We start from the raw sequence: 22833 nt of genomic DNA, 5'->3' as shown, positions 1-22833 counted from the left end.
GATTCCTATTTTTGTTATCTACAAATATTTAGCTCCTCCGGAGCTTTTCACATTATCTAAACCTCTATGGTAAAAAAAAGACGCACAATAGTGCGTCTCTCTGTATAAATCTTTGTTACTCTGTCTCTTTGTAACTTTGAACCTAAAAAACTAAAGCGATACCCCTCTTTTCCAAGGAATAAAGTCATTTTGGTTTAAAAGTGCAGCCTTGGTTTTAATAGTACCGCTGGCAACATCAATAATAAACTCTAACATTTCATCTGCCATTTCATCAATTGACTTTTCTCCGGTGATGATTCCTCCAGTGTCAATATCTATAATATCAGACATTTTGTTTGCTAATTGGGTGTTTGATGAAATTTTTACAACCGGTGCAATTGGGTTACCTGTAGGCGTCCCTAAACCTGTTGTAAACAATACCATATTAGCTCCAGAACCAACCATTGCTGTTGTACACTCAACATCATTTCCTGGTGTACAAAGTAAAGTTAAACCTGGTTTTGTAATATATTCACCGTAATCAAAAACTCCCGTAATTGGCGATGTACCACCTTTTTTAGCAGCTCCTGCAGATTTCATGGCATCTGTAATTAAACCGTCTTTAATGTTACCCGGAGAAGGATTCATATCAAATCCAGAACCAGCATCTACAACTGTTTTTTCATACCACTGCATTAAATCTAAGAAACGTTTTCCGCTTTGATCTTCTACACAACGGTTTACTAATTCTTGCTCTACTCCACATAATTCAGGGAATTCAGAAAGAATTGTTGTTCCTCCTAAAGCTGCTAATAAATCTGAAGTTACACCCAATGTTGGGTTTGCAGAAATTCCAGAGAATCCGTCAGATCCACCGCATTCTAAACCAATTCTAAGTTTAGATAACGGAGCTGGTTCTCTCTTAATTTCGTTAGCCTTTTTAATTGCCTCAAAAGTATCTTTTACTACACTGTTAAGCATCGCTTCGATAGTTCCGATAGACTGCTGATCGTAAATTAAAACAGGTTTTTTACTGTCCGGATTGATCGCATCTAAAGCTTCTTTAAAAATTGAAATTTGAAGATTTTGACATCCTAAACTCAAAACAGTTGCTCCTGCTACGTTTGGATTGTTTACATAACCCGCCAATAATTTAGCTAAACTATGCGAATCCTGACGAATTCCACCGCAGCCACCTTGGTGAGTAATAAATTTCACCTGAATGTTATTGAATAAGTTAGCATCATTTGAAGCTTCCTGATTTCCTGCTCCTCCAGTTTCTGATTTTACCAAAGAACGTAACAATAATTGATAATCGTTCTCTTTTGGTTTCATCAATTCTTTCTCAAAAATATCTTTTAAGATTTCGATGTTTCTGTTTTCACAGAACACTAAAGGGAAGAATAACCAAACATTTTCAGTTCCAACCTGTCCATCTTCTCTATGATAGCCCTGCCACGTTCTGTCCTTCCATTTATCAATATTAGGAGCAGTCCAGCCAATAGTTTCCGTTTTACCGGTAACTTTATCACTTTCGTGTTTCACATTTGCAGTAGAAAGCAATCCTCCTCTTTCGATTCTTGCACTTGCTTTACCCACTAAAACACCGTACATAATGATTCTGTCTCCTACATTAAAAGGAACCATTGCAATCTTATGTTTCATTTTTACATCAGACTCAACCGTAACTGATTCTCCTTCAAAATCAATTACTTCGCCTGCTGTAAGATCCACCAAAGCAACCGCAACATTATCGGTTGGGTGAACTTTTATCAATTTTTTCTGCGTTGCCATAATTAACCCTTGTTCTTTTTGTTTTTTTTATCTTTTTTTATTTTATTCTTTCTTGAAACTTAGCAAAACCAGCTTCAATACCATTTGCATCAATCTCTTCTAATGCAATAGTAATCGCTTTGGTTAATCCTGGAATTTCAGTTAAATCCTCATCCCAGAAACCTTTGTTTTGTAATGTTAAACGAGCGATTTTCTCATAGTCGTCAGATTTCCAAAGACCATTAAAGAATGTTGTAATGTCTTCACCATCTTTAACCGGTAAATTTTGATCATTCCAAGTTCCTTTGTAGAAACGAATTAAACTCGCAAATGAAAAAGTCAAATTAACAGGCAGTTTTTTATTAGCATTAAAATATCCTAATAAACTAGGTAAAACTCTTACTTTGAATTTTGATACAGAATTTAATGCAATATCAGCAAGTGCATGTTTGATAAATGGATTTTTAAATCGGTCCATTACTTCCTCAGAATAGGCCGTAATTTCATTTTTGTCCATATTAAGAGTTTCACTAATTTCACTAATAACACTATTTACAAATTTTCCGGTAAAATCTCCGTTAACAGTTTCCATTACTAATTTATTACCATGCAAAAGTGAAAAAGGTACCATTGCGGTGTGGGCACCGTTTAAAATACGAACTTTAATCATTTTAAAAGGACGTATATCATCAACGATTTTTACATTCAAATCTGTTTTGTGAAAAGGCAATTTTGCTTTTAAATCATCTCCACCTTCAATAGCCCAAAGGAAAAAAGGTTCAGCTGCAACAATTAAATTATCCTCATAATCTAATTTACTATTGTATTCTTCAATTTCAGCTCTTGGATATCCAGGAACGATTCTGTCAACCAAAGTACTATGATATGTACAAGCATCTGATACCCAGGCTTTAAATGCATCTTCTAATTTCCATAAATCAACATATTGTAAAATATATTTTTTAAGTGTCTCAGAGTTATAATCAATTAATTCACAAGGAATTATTGTAACTCCTTTAGAAGCATCTCCATTAAAATGTTTAAATCTTTCGTATAATAAAACCGTCAATTTTGCAGGAAATGACACTGGTGGCTGCATGTCTGGAGTATCACTTTCAATAAATTCAATTCCAGCTTCTGTAGTATTAGAAACAATAAACTGAAGTTCTTCTTCTTTAGCTAAAGCTAAATAATTTGTAAATTCAGTATATGGGTTTACAGTTTTTACGATATTATCAATTAACTCAATATCTTGTATCTTTTCACCTTTTTTGATTCCGTTCATAAACAAGGTATAAAGACCATCTTGATCATTAATCATATTTACCATACCGTCTTTCAAAGGCTGAACTATTGCAATACCGGCATTAAAATCAACTTCTTTATTTAGTCTGTAAAAAGCATAATCAACAAAGGCTCTTAAAAAGTTACCTTCTCCAAACTGAATTACCTTAATTGGCTGTAACTTTTCTAATCCTGTATTTATTCTATTTAATTTTTTCATTTTAATTCTCTCTTTTAAAAGTGTTATAATAATCACTTAAAACCTTATTCGTTTCTTTAAAATATTGTAAATGAAACATTACACCTGTAATTAAAATAAAACTTGCTGTGAGGAGTGACAAGAATTATTTTCAAGCGTAATGCTCAATTACAATCTCTAAAATCTAAAAAAAACGTATCTAAATAAGGGTTGGCATGATTACTCCTTATTTATTTTCTAATATTTTTAATGATGTCAAGAACCTGGCTTACTTTAGCCGTTAAGCCGTCGAAATCTTTATTGTCAAGTATATCTTTTGAAATAAGCTGAGATCCTAAACCTACGCAGGTTGCTCCTGCTTTAAGCCATGAACTCAGACTTTCTTCTGTTGGATAAACACCGCCTGTAGGCATAATGTTTGTCCACGGGCATGGCCCTTTTATTGCTTTAATAAACTCAGGCCCGTAAGTATCTGCCGGAAATAATTTTACGATTTCACAGCCTAATTCTTCTGCTCTGGCTATTTCTGATAAAGTACCGCATCCAGGAGACCACAATACTTTTCTGCGGTTGCAGGCAATGGCGATATCTTCTCTAAATACCGGCGTTACAATAAAATTAGCTCCCAGACTCATGTATAATGAAGCCGATGCCGCATCTGTAATAGATCCAACGCCCAGAATCATTCCCGGAAGTTCTGCTAATGCATATTTATTTAAAGCTCCAAAAACTTCGTGCGCAAAATCACCTCTGCTTGTAAATTCCATTAATCTGGAACCGCCGTCGTAACATGCTTTTAAAACTTTTTTGCTTAATTCTATATCAGAGTGAAAAAACAAAGGAACCATCCCATTGTCTTTCATTGTCTGTGCAACCTCTATTCTTGAAAACTTTGCCATATTTTTATTAATTATCTTGATACTAATGCAGAACCATCACCATCAATCATATTTTCAACTTCTTTTAAAGTAACCAGATTATAATCACCAGCAATTGTGTGTTTCAAGCAACACGCTGCCACTGCAAAATCTAAGGCTCTCTGGTTATTGTTTTGATATTGTAACAATCCGTAAATTAATCCTCCCATGAAAGCATCACCGCTTCCTACTCTGTCTACAACCGGAGTAACTTCTTTTACAGCGGCCTGATAAAGTGATTTTCCGTCGAACAAAACGCCGCCGATTCTTTGGTGAGAAGCACTCACAGAATAACGAAGTGTAGTCGCTGCTATTTTTAAATTTGGGATTAATTCAAATAATTTTTCATATAAAACAGGAAGCGATTTTTCGTCCTGATAATTCGGATTTACTTTTGGAATTCCCAGCATAAAATATGCTGTATCGATATCTCCTAAAATTACATTACTGTATTGCAGCATTTCCGGCATTACATCGCTTGGTGTTTTGCCATACTGCCAAAGTTTTGATCTGTAATTCAGGTCGCATGAAATTTTAATTCCTTTTTTATGTGCAGCTTTTATAGCTTCTAAACAAGCTTCTGCTGCGGTTTGAGAAATAGCCGGTGTAATACCGCTCCAGTGAAACCATTCGGCTCCTTCAAGAACTTTATCCCAGTCTATCTGTCCTTTTTCTATAGTTGCCATAGCACTGTGTGCACGATCGTACACTACATTGCTGCCACGGGTTCCGGCTCCGGTTTCCAGAAAATAAATTCCTAAACGGTCTCCTCCATACACTATATTCTGTGTACCGACATTCATTTTTCGCATTTCTTTTAATGCAGATAAACCAATCTCGTTTTGAGGAAGTCTTGTAACAAATTCAGCGTTTACGCCATAATTAGCCAAAGAAACGCAAACATTAAATTCGCCGCCTCCGTATGTAGCACCAAATGCCGTTGACTGCGAAAAACGTAAATGTCTTTCAGTCGACAAACGCAGCATGATTTCTCCAAATGCAACTACTCTGCTCATGTTATATTTATTTTGCCACAGATTACAAAGATTTGAAGGATTAAAAAACTTAGCGAACCTTGCGTAAATCTTTGCGAACTTTGCGGTTAAACTTTACTTTAATTAAAATTTGAAATACTCTTTTGCATTATTGTATGAGATGTCTGAAACTAATTTTCCAATCCATTCCATATCGTTTGGTAATTCTCCTCTTTTAATTTCGTCACCAAGAAGATTACATAAAATACGTCTGAAATATTCGTGTCTTGGGAACGATAAGAAACTTCTAGAATCTGTTAACATTCCAACAAAACAGCTGATTAATCCCATGTTAGACAAAGCATTTAATTGTTTTGTCATTCCGTCTTTCTGATCTAAGAACCACCATCCTGATCCAAATTGTACTTTTCCGCGAACGCTTCCGTCGTTGAAATTTCCAATCATGGTTGCCATAACTTCATTATCGGCAGGATTTAGGTTATAAATAATTGTTTTAGTCAATTTATCTTTACTGTCTAAAGCATTTAAGAAAGCAGATAATTTTTGTGCCTGTGGATAATCTCCAATAGAATCCCATCCTGTATCAGGTCCTAAAATTCTGTGCATACGAGCATTGTTGTTACGCAATGCACCTAAGTGAAACTGCTGTACCCATCCAAACTCATGATATGTTTCTGATAAGAAGATTAGAATGGCACTTTGGAATTTTAAAGCTTCTTCCGGCGAAATGATTCTGTTTTCTCTTTTCTTTTTGAAAATTGCACTTACTTCAGATTCAGTAAATTCTTCAAAGTCGATTTGATTTAAACCGTGGTCACTTAATTTACATCCGTTTGCATTAAAAAACTCAATTCTGTTTCTTAAAGCAGATTGTAAATCAGCATACGTATTAATTGCAACTCCGGACACATCCCCTAATGTGTCCAGATATGCATTATATCCATCATTAGCAATTAAGATGGCTTTATCAGGTCTGAAAGCCGTACTCATTTTGATTCCAGTCGAATTGTTAGCGAATTTTTGGTGAAATTCTAATGTATCGATTGGATCTTCTGTTGTACAAACTAATTCAGCATTTACTTTTTTAAGAAGATTTTGTGTGCTGTATGCCTGAGAATTAATTTTTTCCGAAGTTTCGATATAAATTTTCTCAGCCGATTTTTCATTCAATAAATCATAAATATCAAAATAGCGCGCTAACTCTAAATGTGTCCAGTGGTACAAAGGATTACGCATTGTGTACGGAACTGTTTTTGCCCAGTTTAAGAATTTACCTTTATCTGAACCATTTCCGGTTACAAACTGCTCGTTAATTCCTAATGTACGCATTGCACGCCATTTGTAGTGATCTCCATTGATCCATACATTGGTAATGTTATCAAAAATCTTATCCTCTGCAATAAACTGTGGATTTAAGTGATTATGATAATCAATAATTGGCTGATTTTTAGAGTAATTATGATACAACTCTTCAGCGTATTTATTTTCTAATAAAAAATTGTCATGTATGAATGTGTTTGCGCTCATGTCTTTTTAAATATAATTTGAGAATTATTCTTCGTTTGAAGGTTTTCCAATTGTAGCAAGAATTCCGCCGTCGACATATAAAATGTGACCGTTTACAAAATCACTTGCTTTTGAAGATAAAAATATTGCAGCTCCGGCTAAATCACTTGGATCTCCCCATTTTGCAGCCGGTGTTCTGCTTATAATAAAATCGTTAAACGGATGTCCGTCTACACGAATTGGTTTTGTCTGTTCTGTTGCAAAATATCCCGGACCAATTCCGTTGATCTGTACATTGTATTTTGCCCATTCTGTTGCCATGTTTTTAGTCAGCATTTTTAAGCCTCCTTTTGCAGCTGCATAAGCCGAAACTGTGTTTCTGCCTAATTCGCTCATCATAGAACAAATGTTGATGATTTTTCCTTGTCTTCTTGATATCATTCCTTTAGCAACATGCTTAGAAACGATAAACGGACTTACTAAGTCAATATCAACAACTTCTCTGAAATCCGAAACTTCCATATCCAGCAATGGAATTCTTTTAATGATTCCGGCATTGTTGATTAAGATATCGATTGGCCCAACTTCACTTTCGATTTTTTGAACAGCCGTTTTCACTTCCTGCTCTTCGGTTACATTAAATTTGTAACCTACTGCATGAATGCCTTCACTTTTTAATTCTGCTACAGCATTATCAATTTTTTCCTGAGAAGAATTTCCGTTTACTACAATGGTAGCACCCGCTTGACCTAATCCTTTTGCCATTGCCATTCCAAGCCCGTGTGTCGAACCTGTAATAAGAGCAACTTTTCCTTTTATATCAAATAAATTTGTCATTTTCTTATCTTAAATCAGTGATTTTACAAACATCCATATCTCCGTAATCTAAGTTTTCACCTGCCATTCCCCAGATAAAAGTATAATTGCTGGTTCCTGAACCTGAGTGAATTGACCAAGGCGGAGAAATTACTGCCTGATGATTGTTCATCCAGATATGTCTTGTTTCCTGCGGCTGTCCCATAAAATGACAAACAGCCTGATCTTGTGGAATATCTAAATAAAAATAAACTTCCATTCTGCGATCATGAACGTGTGCCGGCATGGTATTCCAAACACTTCCCGGTTTCAACTCTGTCATTCCCATTTGTAATTGGCAGGTTGTAACAACACTTCCAATAATCATTTGGTTTACGGTACGGTGGTTTGCCGTTTCCATTGTTCCTAATTGTAATTTATTAGCTTCAGCCAGACTTACTTTCTTAGTTGGGTAAGTTGTGTGCGCTGGTGCTGAGTTCAAATAGAATTTTGCAGGATTGTTTTTATCATCACTTTTAAAAACAACTTCTTTATTTCCGGCTCCAATGTAAAGAGCATCTTTAAAACCTAATTCGTATGTTGTTCCTTCAACTACAACAGAACCGTTTCCGCCAACATTAATGATTCCTAATTCTCTTCTTTCTAAGAAATAAGGCGCTTTTAGCGGATCAATAGTTTCTAATGGTAAATCACCTTTTACAGGAACAGCAGAACCTGCAATGTATCGATCGTAATGTGAGTAAACCAGAACCACTTCATCTTCCTGCATTAAGTCATCAATTAAGAATTCTTCTCTTAATTGCTGTGTATCATATTTTTTTACAGCTTCTGGGCTTGACGCGTATCTTGAACTATATTTTGTCATAATTTTAAATTAATGTAATCGATTGCACAAAATTAATTTTTTATATTGAAAAACCATAATTGAAACTGAAAAAATATTTTATCAGCTTACATTTTTCGTTACAAATCTGTAATTGGGCTGTATTTTGGCACTAATGATTTCATCACGATCCATCCTGTTAAGTAGCAGACAGCACAAATAGAGAAAATGATGAAATAACCTGCTTCAATTCCTTTAAAGCCTAAAAACACCATTTCAGTATCTTTAGCATAATCAAATAATACACCTGATCCTTTGTTAATTAAAGTCGATCCTACACCGCCTGCTAAACCTCCAATTCCGGTAATGGTTGCAATTGCTTTTTTAGGAAACATATCACCAACAGTTGTAAAAATATTTGCCGACCAAGACTGGTGTGCCGCACCTGCAATTCCGATAATAACAACCGGAACCCAGTAACTAATATATCCTAATGGCTGCGCGATTAAGGCTAATAACGGAAAGAAGGCAAAAATCAACATGGCTCTCATTCTTCCTTCGTACGGATTCATTCCTTTTTTCTCTACGAAATATGTTGGAAGCCAGCCACCTATGATTGATAATAAAGTAATCATGTAAAGTACAAACAACGGAAGTGCCGCTTCTGTAGAATCCATTCCGTAAACAGAACTTAAATAAGCCGGAGTCCAGAATAAGAAAAACCACCAAACACCGTCTGTCATAAATTTACCAAAAGCAAAAGCCCAGGTTTGTTTGTATTTAAAACATTCTACTAATGATACTTTTCCTTTAGCTTCTGGCTTAAAACCTATTTTACTATCTTCAATATCATCCTGTTGAATATAAGCTAATTCTTCTGCACTTACTTTTGAGTGTCTTTCTGGTTTATCGTACATAAAAACCCAAAATCCCATCCATACAAATCCTAAAGCTCCAATGATGATAAATGACATTTCCCATCCAAAAGATTTTGCAATAAACGGAATTGTAATTGGCGCCGCTAAAGCTCCAACGGTTGCTCCTGCATTAAAAATACTGGTTGCAAAAGCTCTGTCTTTTTTAGGAAAATATTCGGCAGTAGTTTTAATCGCTGCTGGAAAGTTTCCAGCTTCTCCAACAGCCAGAACAAAACGTGCAAAAATGAAAAGTGCAACACTTACATTGATTACCAATGCAGTATCATTTACAGTTTCGATTATTTCTTTTGAACCATGAAAACCAACAAACCAGTTTCCTGTAATAATTCCTGAAGTGGCAATGCCGCAAAATGCGTGAAGACATGCTCCAACAGACCAAATCCCGATTGCCCAAAGAAATCCTTTTTTAGTATCTAACCAGTCTACAAATCTTCCGGCAAATAATAAAGACACGGCATAAAAAATAGAAAATAAAGCTGTTATATTTCCGTAGTCATTATTTGTCCAATGAAATTCCGGCGCAATAAAATCACTCCATGTTAACGATAGAACTTGTCTGTCAAGATAGTTAATAGTTGTAGCAAAGAACAAAAGCGCGCATATACTCCAACGGTATTTTCCAGCAGCTTTGACGGATTGATTTACTGTAACAGCATCGGTTTGATTCATGGTAAATGGTTATTATAGTTAGATATTTTTAGGAAATCTTTTACATCAATACAAATGAATTTAAACACATTAAAATCAATATTTTAATTTAAAAAGCGTACAACAATGTAATCGATTGCACAAATATAGTTTTTAATCTTTACATTCCAAATAAATTATAGATAAAATTATTTTAAGTGTTATATTTCATGTATTGCGTAAAAAAAAGAACTCAAAATTACACATTAAACAATATATTTGTTAAAAGCTATAAGGTGAAATTTATCCGTTTTTAGGGGTAAAATTGTCCTGAAATTTGATAGCTTTGAAAAAGGAGTTTTATGGAATTTGAACATCTGTAAAATCGCTTTTAAAGACACAAATAACCCATTGTAAAACAATTAATTACTTTTTAAAATTGAAAAATACAGCCAGCCATCCGTTTAAAAAATACATACTAAGTTTCCTGCTTTTTCTGGGAGTTTTTATTCAAATTAATGCACAGGAAATGCCTCTTTGGAAAAAAATTCCTGATGAAATAAAAGCAGCAGATTACAAAGAGAAAGAAAATGTAACTGACGGAAAGTTACAAAGCACCAGTTTAGTTACAATACCTACAATTACGGCATTTATTCCTGCTGTAACAAAACCCAACCAAACAGCAGTGATTATTCTTCCCGGCGGTGGTTATCAGCATCTGGCAATTGATAAGGAAGGAACAAAAGTGGCACAATGGTTTAACAGCTTAGGAATTCCTGCTTTTGTATTAAAATACAGACTTCCGAGTGATTTAATTATGAAGAATAAAAATGTGGGACCTTTGCAGGATGCACAGGAAGCTGTACGTTATGTAAGGCAGAATGCAGCAAAATGGAACATTGATCCTAATAAAATTGGAATTCTTGGTTTTTCTGCCGGCGGACATTTAGCTACGACTGCTTCTACGCATTATGATGATAAGGTTTATGAATCAGCATATAAAGTGAGTGCACGTCCTGATTTTTCTCTTTTAATTTATCCGGTTATATCTATGGAAAATGCTATTACACATAAAGGTTCTCAGTCTAATCTGCTTGGTAATAATCCAACGCAGGATTTAATAGATTCTTTTTCCAACGAAAAGAAAGTAACGGCACAAACACCGCCTGCATTTTTAATTCATGCGACAGATGACACTGTTGTTCTGCCTGAAAACAGTATAAACTACTATTTAGCGCTTAAAAAAAACGGAGTTACAGCAGAGTTACATTTATATGAAAAAGGCGGTCACGGTTTTGGTTTAGGCGTAAAAGACACCAGTAAATTCTGGACGAGAGACTGTGAAGAATGGCTTAAAGCGAATAGTTATAATTAAAAAATAGAAAAGGCAAAACGTATTACGTTTTGCCTTTGATCAAAAAAAAACAAAAAAAGAAATTAAAAACCAATTTTAATTTTTCTCTAAGCAGGAACTTCTTGTTCTGCAATATTTTTTTTAGCAATCGGAATTGCTTTCGCTGCTATTTTAGGTTTTGGTGCGGGCTTCTTTTTACCAAACTTTTGTTTACCCCACCAAATTATAAATCCTGTAATAGGCAGTGTAGCCGAGATTAAACTGGCAAAAAATGCAATAAATTTTCCGGTAAGTCCCAATACGCTTCCCACATGAATATCATAATTCATTCTGCGGATTTTATCAGGTATATTGGCTTCTATATATTTACCCGAAAAGGGTGTTTTTATAGAAATTTCTTTTAAGGTCTGCTGATCAAAATTATACCTATCCATATTATAGTAGGTATTTTTTTGTTTGTAAATAAAAGCACCAATTGGATCTGCGGGTTTTGACGGAATAGAAATCAAAATTCCGGAAGCCTGTGGATTTTCTTTTCTCATTTTAAGCAGTACTTTATCTGCTGTTGTTATATTAAAAGCTTTAATATTTGTTGTATCAGATTTAGGCGATTCACGGTTTTCGGTTAATGGTTTTCCTCCAGAAGTTACCCAGTATAACGATTTACTCCACCAGCCAAAACTCCACACTAAGCCTGTAACAGCAATGAAGAAAAGAAATATACAGCTGTAAAAGCCCAGTACATTATGAAAGTCATAATTGACACGTTTAAAACTGGCATCCCATTTAATTTTAAAACTTTTATCAATTATTGATTTAATCCATTTGGTTGGCCACCAAAGAACTATTCCGGAAATTAACAAAACAACAAAAATTAAAACTGCAACACCTACAATTGGTCTTCCAATATCATATGGAAGCCATAAAGCTCGGTGTCCGTTTAATATCCATCTGAAAAAATCAGGAGAATCTCCTCTTGAAAAAGATTTCACATTTAATATTTCTCCTGTATAAGGATTCATATAAATACTGGTAAAAACACCATTTCTTCTTTTTCTGGGTTTTTCTTCTTTCTTTTTATCTTTTCCCTTTTCCTGAGTTTTGAGTTCCGATTTTCCTTTTGGATTTTCGTTTTTAGCGAAATCCTTTTTTCGGTTTCCTTTTCCTTCTCCTCTTTTATGTTCTCCTTTTCCGTCCTTATCTTCTTTTTTTTCAACAAAATAACCTACAATGGCAGCTTCGTCTTTTTCTCCAAAAGTAACGCTTGTGGCATGATTGCCTTTCATAGTTTTATCTGCAATTGTAGCTAACTGTGAGGGAAGCAAAAAAGCTTTTTCCTGTGGTTTTACAAAACGCCAGTCTTCGATAAAATCTTTTATTTCATTTTCAAAAACATAAATGCAGCCCGTAAGGCTGACAATGACAACAATAATTCCAGAGGCTAAGCCAAGCCATAAATGGAGCCAGGCCATAATACGCTTAAAAAGCGATTTTTTACTTTTTTTCTTAGTATTAGGTTTTGGTTTGGAAGAAGAAAACATATTTTTGATAGATAAATAGAATAAATAAAAAACCGCGAGTCCCCGCCAAAAGACTCACGGTTTAAAAAAAATAATTAATATTTTAATTTTTGGATAGCAGTAATTTGTCCGCCTTCCACTTTCATACCTTGTGTAGCTGCACCAGAAGTACCATTGATAGTATAGATCCAGTTACCATCAGGAGTATTTACACCTAGAACAGCTGAATTTCCATCTTCTGTTGTAATATTATAACGAGTAGTCGCATTTGTTAATATAGCAGGCATTCCTGTAACCCATTTAAAGGTTTGGTTGTACACATCAGCAACAGCTAACTTAACAGCTCCTGCATTAGTTCCTGGAGTTCCGTACATTAATAATAAGAACTTACCATTTGAAATATAACTTGTTGAAGAGATTTTATATCCTCCAGATTTTTCCTGAACGTTAAAGAAGTAAGATTTGTCAAATTCTGTAGTACCTTTATTAATTTTAATAACAGCCGAAGGTTTTGTAGAAGTAACTACGCTATTAGATGTTGCAATAGCTCCGGAAAATCCATAAGCATCTCCTTTTTCATCCTGAAACAATCCATTAATAAAATAAGCTCCTAAGTAACTTGTACGGTCATCTTTAATTACTTTTTCTAATTTTAAATCTGGATAACTATAAACAGCTACCCAAGTACTATCAGGATGTCTTGTTCCAAAAGTATCCCCAGCACCGTTAATTTTCATATAAGGCATAAATACTTTATCACCCACCTGAGTTGCCCAGGTAAAATGCGCTCTTTCTGCTAAATCTGGGTTTTTATTTCCAATTAAAAGTCTGGTATCTTGTGACACTGTTCCTGTAAGAATAGATTGTTCTGCATCAACTTTATACATATAAGAAATTGAAGCACCGCTTCTTGGCACTTTTACCATTAAGATATCTTTGTTAACTGGCGCAAAAACTTGGACTGTCTCTGCTTGGAAATTTGAAGTTTTAGTCAAATCTCCATTAGCAGTTAATCCATAAGTAGTAACAGCTCCCGGATTTCCCTGACCATAAAGGAAACTAAAGAATTTGTTTTGCGTTGATAAATAATAACGATAAGTACCGTCTTGTTCTAATCCGTTACCAGCAGTGGTAATTGATCCTTTTGAAATATCGTCGGCAGTTAATAAATAATCTGCTACTCCCGTTGCTCCTGTAGAAACGGTAACTATATATTTTGATTTTCCTGTTTCCCCGCTAGTTCCTTCATTTTTATCATCACTACTCTCGCATGAAGTAAAAGTGAAAGCAAATGCAGCTAATAGTAAAGGTAATTTGCTAATTGTTTTCATAAGTATTAAAATTTATATTAGGATTATTTATTAGACTTGTTAAAGAAGTATCTGAATTTTAGATAAAAAGCACGACTAGGTTTTTGAAGTGAAAAATTATCTACAAGTTCATTATCCAATAAGTTTTGACATTCTAAAGCAATGTTATATTTTCCATTAGCCATCGTGTAGACCAAGTTTAAATCATGCTTGAACTGTACAGGAATATCGTGTTTACCATTTGAGCTTCCTTGACTTGGCCAGTACAGATAATAAGAATGTACATAAAGAAGATTATAGCCTGCAGATAAATTATTTCCTTTTTTAAATACATCGTTAAAAAATACTGTTCCATCCAGATTACCAAACAAATAAGGAATATTGGGCACTCTGTCTTTATAGTAATAGGAAACAAAATTTTGTTCTGGCTCATATTTGGTCAAATTACGTATATCCTGATAAGTCATATTAAGACCAGAGGTAAATCGCTTTTTGTAAGAGTATCGAATCTCTCCATCGATACCTTTTGTTTTTACACTTCCTTGATTGACAGTTACAGTTTTGTTCTGATTATTATTAAATTGAGTACGAATAAAATCAGAAGCATCACGATAAATACCATTTACATCAAATGTTAAGGCATTCACATCATTAAAACTAGTTTGATAACTAAGACCCAAATTGATATTATTACTCGATTCTGGTTTTAAATTATTGTTACCCTGTAAATTATCATTTGGATCACCAAAAATTTCATTCGATGTTGGCAATCGATAGGTTTTTTCATAAGAAGCTTTTAACTGCAGATTTTGCTTTAAATAATAGCTGCTTGCTCCTCCATAACCTAAAGAAGATGATTTATCATTTAACTCCATATAGGCAACATCTCCCCAGTTTCCAGAAGGATTATAACTTCTGGTGAGAGTAGTACTTAAACTATAATTCTTTACAAATAATGAAGTACTCCATTTTTGATTGTAGTCAAATTTATAGCCCGCTGCCAAAATATTCTTTTGCAGCTTTTCTGGCTGCTGATACGTTACGGACTCAGGATAAAGTTCGTCACTTCCTTTACGGTTAAATGTGTTAAATGTGTTGTTTATTAAAAAAGAATGGTGTTCTCCTAAAGCATAATTAGCATTGAAAGTGGCTATTCCATTATTGTTTTTAAATTTATACAAAGATCTGCCAGCTTCTCCACCTGGTCCATCGTTTTGTGTATATTGTCCAAACCAATTGTATCGTCTATTTACAGTATCGACAGTTTGTTCATAACCAAAATTAAAGTTTCCCGTTACATCTATATTCAAACCTTTTGTAAACAAATCTTTTACCTGATATTTTAAAGTAGGCATTAAAGTATTCCCGCGTCTATACCTTTCTCCAAATACTGCAACCATTCTGGCTCCAGTTTGAATATCGGCCTTATTTTGTCCGGCTGTAAAACCAATCATTAATTTATCGGCATATTTTTTACCCGTAATTCCAATATTAAAGATTACAGTTTCATTATGGTAATTATCATGAAATCTTCTTACTCGTGTTTCTGGATAATATTTACCAGTCTCTAAATCATTAGTTTCAACATTTACCCAGTAATTATTATCTGAATAATTCTGAAATGCATTAATCTCCGTAGTAAAACCACTTTTTGAAGTATAGCCCGCGTTTATTGCCGTCTTGAACGTGTTGAATGATCCAAAGGAATAAGAAGCATCCACATAGGTACGAGGTTTACTGTTTGTTACAATATTAACAGCCCCTCCTAAAGCATCGCCGCCCAGCCAAATGGGCACAACACCTTTATAAACCTCTACACGATCAGCCAGGTTAATTGGAATATTGTTGATTTGAAAAGACGAGCCAAAATTATCCATCGGCACACCATCAATAAAAATTTTAATTTGGTTTCCGGAAAAACCATTAATCGATAATTCTGATCGAGATCCTACTCCGCCGGCTTCACGAAAACGTACTCCTGATACTCTGTCTAATGCATGTGCCAAATCTAAAGTAGAGTTATGCAGTTTTTTTGCATCGACAGCTGTTACATTATAAGCTTGCTTATTAACCTTATTAACTGCCGAACGCCCTATAACCGATACACTTTCTAATTCGTTTAACTCATTCTCTAATTTTATAGAAAGGTTTACATTGTTATTATTAGGCGAAACTTCTATATGCTTTTTGAAGTTCGAAAAACCTATTGCGGAAATTTTCAAAGTATACTTTCCGGGCTTGACATTCTTAAAAACAAACTTTCCGTTTTCATCAGAAATCACGCTTAAGTCAGTTTTTTCTATCATTACGGTTGCATAGGGAATTGTTTGTCCTGATTTTTCAGAAACTTGTCCAGATACTACGAAACCCTGATTTTGCTGGGCTTTTACAAAGAACGAAAAGAATAAAAATGAAATAAAAAATAAAATTTTACGAGTTGACATATCTTTAATTAGACTAATTATAAATAACTTTGGCGCAAAAGTACTCTCAACTGGTTTAAAAAAGTTAGGGAAAAACGGATTATTATTTTGTAAAAACGGATTATATTTTGAAGATCAGATCGAAACTATCAGCCCATGAAAAACCAATTATCAATATCGAAATTAAAGATCAATACGATCCTAAAAGTATCCTTACAGAAGAAATTATTGACATAAAAAAAGAAAAAACTGAGGAAATAAAAAGCCATATTTTATCTACAGATGGAATGGTTATAATTGATACTCAGCTATGTCTTTCTAAATCACAAACAGACATTTTTGAAATTAACGAAGAATGTGTTGTAATGGATTTTGTAAATTCCGGCAACATCGAAACTAATATTGAACTGCCAGAATCAGATCAAAATATCAAAGAAAGCACACATAATATTTTTTATACAACTAAGTTTAAAGCTACTTATAGTATTCCAGCGTTTGAACAAGTTAATTATCTGGCTATAATCTTCTCTAAAGAGTTTTATTACAAAATAATTAATGAAAACTGGAAAGTACATGAAAAATTCTCGAAAAACATTCTATTAAAAAAATCCGGTTATTTAACTTCTCAATACATACCGCTTACTCCGGCTATACAATGGATAATTTCTGAAATTAGAAACTGTAACCGCCAAGGGGCATTAAAGAAAATGTTTATTGAAACAAAAATTCGGGAACTTTTAATACATCAGCTCGAAGCTATTTCAACAAAACCTAAACTAAAAGACAAAATTGACGATGAAGATTATTCTAAACTTCAGCAAGCAAAACTGATTCTGGAAAAAGATTATATAAAGGCTCCCACCCTTACAGAGCTATCAAGAATGATTTCTTTAAACGAATTTAAACTCAAAAAAGGTTTTAAAGCTTGTTTTGGAACAACTGTAAAAAGCTTCATTATTAAACTGAGAATGGAATACGCTAAAGAATTATTTAGAGAAAAATCAGCAACCGTAAGTGAAGTAGCTTATAAATGCGGCTACAAAGACATTTCTCATTTTTCGGCCGCTTTTAAAACGTTTTATGGTTCATCGCCGCAAAAATTTAAAAGCAATTGGGACTACCTATATTTATGGATTACAGGGATTTTATTACTGGGCTAAAAAAAAAGGTTTTTAGATTACGGTTAAATAAATAACCCAATCTAAAAACCTAAAAAAATTAGACAGTATTTGTATATAACAATTTTCTACAAGTTACCCACGATCAAATGAATATGTCAAATTTTAAAAATTAAAAAATTGTCTCTCCAAAAACATTTTTAACCGTAAAAAACACACGGAACAGCATAAAAAGGTAAAACACTATTCTTGATTTTTACACCGCAAATCTATACCCAGTTTATCAAATATCATTACGGTTTTCCTCATTCCGGTAAGATTTTTTTTAGATATTTAACCGCAGAATTTCCACAAAAAACCTAAGATTCTAATTCTCTTATATTTGTAAATAAAAACTAAAATTCTAAGTCGCTTTAAATAATCAAAAAAAAGTAAAATAGAAACTAAAAAACTTATCCTAGATTAAGTTGAAACAAAATTAGAACCTCTAAATTTGTAAAATAAAAGTTAAATATTCGGTATCTCAGAACCTTAGAAACTAAAAAAATGAAAACTCTGGAATTCTTATTACTTGGAAAAAATGAAGAAATACTGGCCATTTTACTTCGTCTTGTAAATGCTTATGAAGATTGGAATGCAATTGCATTTAACAATGAAAAAGAGGCTCAAGAATACTTTCAGAATCATAAAATTGATGTTGTTCTCCTAAGTTCAGCAATAGAAGATCATGTCGAAAAAGAATTTGCTTCATTTTGCTTAAAAAACCAGCCAGATGTTGAAGTAATAGAGCATTTTGGAGGCGGAAGCGGTCTACTAAAATCTGAAATTCTGCATAGATTACATTTAAAAGGAAAAATATAGCCGCCTTCGTTTTTCTCTTTCAAAGTTTATTAAAAGCTTAACGAAAATATTTGACCGCACAATTTAAATTATAAATTTGTGTAAATCAAAGTTTCAAGATATGGAGAAAACATATTCTATTGTATTTTATTCTAAAGAATTGGTTGAACCAGTTAAAAAATTAAAAGATTTTTTAAGAAGTAAAATCAAATGGTATCACAGCTGCAATTCTGAAGCACATATAACAATTTGCGAATTTACAATTGATGAATCACAGCTTAGTTCAATCAAACAAAAGGTTTCTAAAATTTCCGATACATTTACACCTTTTCAAGTTTCTCTAAATCATTTTAGTTCTTTTCCCAATAGTGGTGCTTTTTTTATTGGTGTAACCGAAGATTCAGAAAAAAATCTTGTTCCAATAATGAAAAAGATTCATGAAACCTTAAAGTTTTTAAAACTTAAAAAAAGTGAAAATCCACACATGTCTATTGCCAGACAATTAAGTCCTGAACATCTTAAAACAGCTTCAGAACTTCTTACCACAGTTAATTTCGATTTTTTATGCAGTCAAATAGTTTTAAGAGAATTTGATCCTATCATAAAACAGTTTTTTGTGATTGACACTTTTCAATTTGGAAGCAATCCTGAGCCTGAATTTGTACAAGGGAGTTTGTTTTAACCGCAAAGACGCTAAGAATTACGCTAAGTTCGCCAAGTTTTTTCATTTAAAAGCTTTGCGAACCTTGCGAGAAACATTGCGCTCTTTGCGGTAAACCACACAATCTTTTTTTTTTCGTATATTTGAATTTTACAATTCGAAACGATATGAAATCCTTAGATTCATTTTATAAAGATATTACCGAAGGCTCAACAGTTGAACCCAATTCGTTACTTCCAAACGACATTCAAAAAGAAATCGGTCATTTTAATGTTTTTGATATAAAAGAACTTTTAGAGCGCATGAAAGGAAAACCTGGAATGCCTTATGACAGAAGAGCTTATTATAAAATAAGTTTGATCAGAGGACACAATAAAGCCGAGTACGCCGACAAAGTAATCGAAATCAAAAAACAGGGATTGTTATTTGCAACTCCTAAAATTCCATACAATTATCTTCCGCAGGATACCAACCAAGGCGGACAGTTTTGTGTTTTTACAAGTGAATTTTTATCGAAAAGCAAAAGCGGTATCGACTTAGACGAACTTCCAATATTTGCTTCTGACGGTTATCCTATTTTTCAGCTTTCTGACGAAGAAGTTTCAGAAGTAGAATTGATTTTCAATAAAATACAAAAAGAAATCAATTCTGATTATATATATAAGTATGATTTAATTCGAAATTATGTTGCCGAATTAATTCACTTTGGACAAAAATTACAGCCTATAACAGCTTTATATTCCAAACATAATTCTGCAGCGAGAGTTTCTTCTTTATTTGCCGAATTATTAGAAAGACAATTCCCAATAGAATCTCCAAATCAACGACTTGAATTAAGAACCGCAAAAGATTTCGCCGAAAGATTATCCGTTCACGTCAATCATTTAAATAAGGTTTTAAAAGAAAACACTGGAAAAACCACAACCGAATTAATCAGCAGCCGTTTAATAAACGAAGCTAAAATTCTTTTAAAACAAACGGATTGGAATATCTCTGAAATAGCCTATTCACTTGGTTTTGAAGAATTAGCACACTTTTCTAATTTCTTTAAAAAACAAACTACTTATACGCCGATTGCTTTCCGAAGTTGATTTTAGATTGTAGATTTTAGATTTTAGATTTTAGATTTTAGATTTTAGATTTTATATCATCCTTCCTTCGTCAGGATGACATAAAATGAAATTTGGAATTTGGAATTTAAAAAATTGAAAATTAAAATTCGTGATTTGAATTTCGCAAACATCGGTTTGATATTTACAAACTCTCAATATTACCTTGCCCCTACCTTTGTCTTATCAATTTAAAAGATTAAAAAGATGAATTTAGTAAACAACAAAATTTTAATAACCGGTGGAGCAAGCGGTATTGGTCTTGGGCTTACCGAAAGATTTATTCAAGAAAATAATACGGTTATAATCTGCGGAAGAAGAGAATCTGTTTTAAACGAAGTAAAGGAAAAATTCCCATCCGTAATTACTAAAGTATGTGACTTATCTATTGAAACAGAACGTATTGAACTTTTCAATTGGATCAAAGAAAACCACAGCGATCTCAATGTTTTAATTAACAACGCCGGAATTCAAAAATGGGTTTCTGTAACTGATGCTGATTTTTACGAAAGTATGAAAGCTGAATTGTCAACCAACATTGAAGCTCCGTTACATTTAACTTCCCTTTTTATCAATTTACCTTCTTTAAAAACGGTAATGAATGTAACTTCTGGATTGGCTTTTTCTCCTTTTGCAAAAGTTCCCGTTTATTCGGCTACAAAAGCATTTTTCCGTTCGTTTACGATTTCACTTCGTCATTTATTAAAAGAAAAGAATATTGAAGTAGTCGAAATTATTCCACCAGCATTAAATACGGATTTAGGCGGAATTGGGCTTCACGACGCGCATCCAAGCGTAAGCAGTTTCATCGAATCTATTTTTGAGCAGTTAAAAGAAGGAAGACAAGAACTTACTTTCGGAACCAGCGAAACTAGACTTAATGCAAGTGTACCGGAATTAAAAGCTTCATTTGAAGCATTACACGGTAATTAATTTAATGCACAAATTAAATTAAACACATAGAAACATAGATTGGGAAATGTAAAAAAGGTGTTTTACTTCTCTAAATACACATAGCTATGTGTGAGAAACGAGTTTCTTTCTCTACTCTTTTAAACATAACAAAAAACTATGTTTCTATGTGTTTAAAATTATTCGCAAACAATAAACAACAAACTATAAACTATAAACATTAAAAAAATGGCAGTAAATACAAAAATAGCCTTAATAACAGGCGGCAGCAGAGGTTTAGGGAAAAACATGGCAATTGCGATTGCTAAAAAAGGATTAGACGTAATTATTACTTACAACAGCAAAAAAGAAGAAGCAGATGCAGTTGTAGCAGAAATAGAAAGTTTAGGTCAAAAAGCGGCTTCATTACAATTAAACGTTGGCGAATCTGGAACTTTTGATGCTTTTTTTGAAGAAGTAAAAACAGTTTTAAAAGATACTTTCAAGACCGATAAATTCGATTTCATCGTAAACAATGCTGGAATTGGAATTCACAATTCATTTGAAGGAACTACAGAAGAAGAATTTGATTTGTTAACTAAAATTCAGTTTAAAGGGCCTTTCTTCTTAACTCAGAAAGCATTAAACGTTATGAATGACGGCGGCGGAATTGTAAATATCTCAACTGGTTTAGCAAGATTTTCAACTCCAGGTTATGTAGCTTACGCTTCTATGAAAGGTGCAATCGAAACTTTGACTAAATATCAGGCAAAAGAATTAGGCGCAAGAGGTATTAAAGCAAATGTTGTGGCTCCAGGAGCAATAGAAACCGATTTTGGAGGCGGTGTTGTTCGTGATAATGAACAATTAAACAAAATGCTTTCATCAATAACAGCTTTAGGACGCGTTGGACTTCCTGATGATATTGGCGGTGTGGTTGCCTTTTTATGTACAGAAGATGCGCGCTGGGTAAACGCACAAAGAATTGAAGTTTCTGGCGGGATGAATTTGTAAATTTGAAATTCCAATAGAATTTATATTTGTAAAACAAAACCCGATATGTTTAAAACGTATCGGGTTTCTCATTTAATATAATTGAATTAGTAAGTAAGCTTAATTTTTTTCGATAGCTACATTAAAATCTCCATCTTTATCAAACACAACATCATAAAATTTTCCATCTTTCTGCACACCAACTTCATAGGTTGTCGTTTTTTTGTAATCAACAACTAAGGCTATTTCTTTAACCGCTTTTGCCGCATAATTTTTCTTCAAATAAGTTTGTGCCGCCAACGGAAGTTTATTCAGCGGGATTTGAAGCTCGTAAGCTTTTAAAACTCCTAAATTATCGTATATCGCAACCGCTTTTGTTTTACTGTCGACATTATATTTGGCTTCATAACGTATTTCGTCATTGTCGTCTCCTACGTATTCTTCAGACCAGACAGGCACTTTTCCCGGATATTCTTTTTCAAAAGTAAACTTGACCTTTTCTGGCGGCGTTACAACTTTCTTCATATTAGTTCCTTCCTGTGCCATTAAAAAACTGCTGCATAAAAAAACAGCAATTAAGAATACGTTTTTCATGATTTCAACTTTTTTAATTCGACTTGAATAACGTATTAAAAGTACTACTTATTTATTAAGAATAGATGAATTAATTCTAAAAATTAAAAGCCTGCAAAAGAAATAATTCTTTGGCAGGCTTTTTTGAAAATAATTGAATTAGTAAGCAATATTATTCTCGTCG

The 22833-nt window shown here is 33.5% G+C and carries 19 protein-coding genes; 7 read left to right on the top strand and 12 right to left on the bottom strand.

The window, feature by feature from the left end; translation table 11 throughout:
* Positions 1-150 precede the first annotated feature (150 nt).
* From ABD859_RS22640 to ABD859_RS22605, 8 genes are all read right to left on the bottom strand, one after another.
* Positions 151-1773: a UxaA family hydrolase gene (locus ABD859_RS22640; RefSeq protein ID WP_345147043.1), complete on the bottom strand. Its 1623-nt coding sequence runs from the start codon at positions 1771-1773 to the stop codon at positions 151-153.
* Between the two features lie 37 nt (positions 1774-1810).
* Positions 1811-3256 (bottom strand): tagaturonate reductase, encoded by a 1446-nt coding sequence (locus tag ABD859_RS22635; RefSeq protein ID WP_345147041.1) that lies wholly within the window; start codon positions 3254-3256, stop codon positions 1811-1813.
* A 209-nt stretch (positions 3257-3465) separates the two neighbouring features.
* Positions 3466-4134 carry a bifunctional 4-hydroxy-2-oxoglutarate aldolase/2-dehydro-3-deoxy-phosphogluconate aldolase gene (locus tag ABD859_RS22630; RefSeq protein ID WP_345147040.1) on the bottom strand — a complete coding sequence of 223 codons (669 nt, stop codon included), beginning with the start codon at positions 4132-4134 and terminating at the stop codon, positions 3466-3468.
* Between the two features lie 11 nt (positions 4135-4145).
* Complete coding sequence (locus tag ABD859_RS22625; protein WP_345147039.1) at positions 4146-5168, bottom strand: PfkB family carbohydrate kinase; 1023 nt, start codon at positions 5166-5168, stop codon at positions 4146-4148.
* Positions 5169-5270: 102 nt separating this feature from the next.
* Positions 5271-6674 carry a glucuronate isomerase gene (uxaC, locus tag ABD859_RS22620; RefSeq protein ID WP_345147038.1) on the bottom strand — a complete coding sequence of 468 codons (1404 nt, stop codon included), beginning with the start codon at positions 6672-6674 and terminating at the stop codon, positions 5271-5273.
* A 24-nt stretch (positions 6675-6698) separates the two neighbouring features.
* Positions 6699-7490 (bottom strand): gluconate 5-dehydrogenase, encoded by a 792-nt coding sequence (locus ABD859_RS22615; RefSeq protein ID WP_345147036.1) that lies wholly within the window; start codon positions 7488-7490, stop codon positions 6699-6701.
* A 4-nt stretch (positions 7491-7494) separates the two neighbouring features.
* Positions 7495-8334: a 5-dehydro-4-deoxy-D-glucuronate isomerase gene (gene kduI / locus ABD859_RS22610; RefSeq protein ID WP_345147034.1), complete on the bottom strand. Its 840-nt coding sequence runs from the start codon at positions 8332-8334 to the stop codon at positions 7495-7497.
* 98 nt (positions 8335-8432) lie between these two features.
* The gene (locus ABD859_RS22605; protein ID WP_345147033.1) at positions 8433-9899 is read right to left on the bottom strand and encodes an MFS transporter; all 1467 of its coding nucleotides are present in this window, start codon (positions 9897-9899) and stop codon (positions 8433-8435) included.
* Positions 9900-10296: 397 nt separating this feature from the next.
* Between ABD859_RS22605 and ABD859_RS22600 the strand changes: the two genes are divergently transcribed.
* Positions 10297-11232, top strand: coding sequence for an alpha/beta hydrolase (locus tag ABD859_RS22600; protein WP_345147032.1), 936 nt, complete (start codon positions 10297-10299; stop codon positions 11230-11232).
* An 86-nt stretch (positions 11233-11318) separates the two neighbouring features.
* On the opposite strand, the gene ABD859_RS22595 is transcribed toward ABD859_RS22600, so the two are convergent.
* The 3 genes from ABD859_RS22595 to ABD859_RS22585 all read right to left on the bottom strand — a co-directional run bounded on the left by ABD859_RS22595 (position 11319) and on the right by ABD859_RS22585 (position 16485).
* The gene (locus tag ABD859_RS22595) at positions 11319-12752 is read right to left on the bottom strand and encodes a PepSY-associated TM helix domain-containing protein (RefSeq protein ID WP_345147031.1); all 1434 of its coding nucleotides are present in this window, start codon (positions 12750-12752) and stop codon (positions 11319-11321) included.
* Positions 12753-12826: 74 nt separating this feature from the next.
* Positions 12827-14062: a DUF4374 domain-containing protein gene (locus ABD859_RS22590; RefSeq protein WP_345147029.1), complete on the bottom strand. Its 1236-nt coding sequence runs from the start codon at positions 14060-14062 to the stop codon at positions 12827-12829.
* Positions 14063-14085: 23 nt separating this feature from the next.
* Complete coding sequence (locus ABD859_RS22585) at positions 14086-16485, bottom strand: TonB-dependent receptor (protein WP_345147028.1); 2400 nt, start codon at positions 16483-16485, stop codon at positions 14086-14088.
* 107 nt (positions 16486-16592) lie between these two features.
* Between ABD859_RS22585 and ABD859_RS22580 the strand changes: the two genes are divergently transcribed.
* From ABD859_RS22580 to ABD859_RS22555, 6 genes are all read left to right on the top strand, one after another.
* Positions 16593-17624, top strand: a complete 1032-nt coding sequence (locus tag ABD859_RS22580) for a helix-turn-helix domain-containing protein (RefSeq protein ID WP_345147026.1) — start codon at positions 16593-16595, stop codon at positions 17622-17624.
* 504 nt (positions 17625-18128) lie between these two features.
* A complete protein-coding gene (locus tag ABD859_RS22575) occupies positions 18129-18443 on the top strand; it encodes a hypothetical protein (protein WP_345147024.1) in 315 nt (104 codons plus the stop codon).
* 100 nt (positions 18444-18543) lie between these two features.
* On the top strand, positions 18544-19104 hold the full coding sequence (locus ABD859_RS22570; protein ID WP_345147023.1) for a 2'-5' RNA ligase family protein: 561 nt from the start codon (positions 18544-18546) through the stop codon (positions 19102-19104).
* A 146-nt stretch (positions 19105-19250) separates the two neighbouring features.
* Complete coding sequence (locus ABD859_RS22565; RefSeq protein ID WP_345147022.1) at positions 19251-20174, top strand: helix-turn-helix domain-containing protein; 924 nt, start codon at positions 19251-19253, stop codon at positions 20172-20174.
* A gap of 225 nt (positions 20175-20399) precedes the next feature.
* A complete protein-coding gene (locus tag ABD859_RS22560) occupies positions 20400-21125 on the top strand; it encodes an SDR family oxidoreductase (protein ID WP_345147021.1) in 726 nt (241 codons plus the stop codon).
* Positions 21126-21332: 207 nt separating this feature from the next.
* Positions 21333-22097, top strand: a complete 765-nt coding sequence (locus tag ABD859_RS22555) for an SDR family oxidoreductase (RefSeq protein ID WP_345147020.1) — start codon at positions 21333-21335, stop codon at positions 22095-22097.
* Between the two features lie 99 nt (positions 22098-22196).
* Here ABD859_RS22555 and ABD859_RS22550 read toward each other — a convergent pair whose 3' ends face one another.
* Positions 22197-22670: a hypothetical protein gene (locus ABD859_RS22550; protein WP_345147019.1), complete on the bottom strand. Its 474-nt coding sequence runs from the start codon at positions 22668-22670 to the stop codon at positions 22197-22199.
* Between the last annotated feature and the right edge of the window lie 163 nt (positions 22671-22833).

The organism is Flavobacterium ginsengiterrae, from assembly GCF_039539785.1.
GTDB classification, from domain to species: domain Bacteria; phylum Bacteroidota; class Bacteroidia; order Flavobacteriales; family Flavobacteriaceae; genus Flavobacterium; species Flavobacterium ginsengiterrae.
The sequence above is the reverse complement of the archived record's forward strand: the minus strand, read 5'-3'. Positions and strand labels throughout refer to the sequence as shown.

What these genes read in the sequence shown, in the direction of transcription:
- kduI (WP_345147034.1), bottom strand. Translation starts at nt 8,334, where the DNA reads ATGACAAAATATAGTTCAAGATACGCGTCAAGCCCAGAAGCTGTAAAA.
- ABD859_RS22640 (WP_345147043.1), bottom strand. Translation starts at nt 1,773, where the DNA reads ATGGCAACGCAGAAAAAATTGATAAAAGTTCACCCAACCGATAATGTT.
- ABD859_RS22615 (WP_345147036.1), bottom strand. Translation starts at nt 7,490, where the DNA reads ATGACAAATTTATTTGATATAAAAGGAAAAGTTGCTCTTATTACAGGT.
- ABD859_RS22550 (WP_345147019.1), bottom strand. Translation starts at nt 22,670, where the DNA reads ATGAAAAACGTATTCTTAATTGCTGTTTTTTTATGCAGCAGTTTTTTA.
- ABD859_RS22630 (WP_345147040.1), bottom strand. Translation starts at nt 4,134, where the DNA reads ATGGCAAAGTTTTCAAGAATAGAGGTTGCACAGACAATGAAAGACAAT.
- ABD859_RS22605 (WP_345147033.1), bottom strand. Translation starts at nt 9,899, where the DNA reads ATGAATCAAACCGATGCTGTTACAGTAAATCAATCCGTCAAAGCTGCT.
- ABD859_RS22585 (WP_345147028.1), bottom strand. Translation starts at nt 16,485, where the DNA reads ATGTCAACTCGTAAAATTTTATTTTTTATTTCATTTTTATTCTTTTCG.
- ABD859_RS22635 (WP_345147041.1), bottom strand. Translation starts at nt 3,256, where the DNA reads ATGAAAAAATTAAATAGAATAAATACAGGATTAGAAAAGTTACAGCCA.
- ABD859_RS22590 (WP_345147029.1), bottom strand. Translation starts at nt 14,062, where the DNA reads ATGAAAACAATTAGCAAATTACCTTTACTATTAGCTGCATTTGCTTTC.
- uxaC (WP_345147038.1), bottom strand. Translation starts at nt 6,674, where the DNA reads ATGAGCGCAAACACATTCATACATGACAATTTTTTATTAGAAAATAAA.
- ABD859_RS22555 (WP_345147020.1), top strand. Translation starts at nt 21,333, where the DNA reads ATGGCAGTAAATACAAAAATAGCCTTAATAACAGGCGGCAGCAGAGGT.
- ABD859_RS22595 (WP_345147031.1), bottom strand. Translation starts at nt 12,752, where the DNA reads ATGTTTTCTTCTTCCAAACCAAAACCTAATACTAAGAAAAAAAGTAAA.
- ABD859_RS22575 (WP_345147024.1), top strand. Translation starts at nt 18,129, where the DNA reads ATGAAAACTCTGGAATTCTTATTACTTGGAAAAAATGAAGAAATACTG.
- ABD859_RS22570 (WP_345147023.1), top strand. Translation starts at nt 18,544, where the DNA reads ATGGAGAAAACATATTCTATTGTATTTTATTCTAAAGAATTGGTTGAA.
- ABD859_RS22560 (WP_345147021.1), top strand. Translation starts at nt 20,400, where the DNA reads ATGAATTTAGTAAACAACAAAATTTTAATAACCGGTGGAGCAAGCGGT.
- ABD859_RS22625 (WP_345147039.1), bottom strand. Translation starts at nt 5,168, where the DNA reads ATGAGCAGAGTAGTTGCATTTGGAGAAATCATGCTGCGTTTGTCGACT.
- ABD859_RS22565 (WP_345147022.1), top strand. Translation starts at nt 19,251, where the DNA reads ATGAAATCCTTAGATTCATTTTATAAAGATATTACCGAAGGCTCAACA.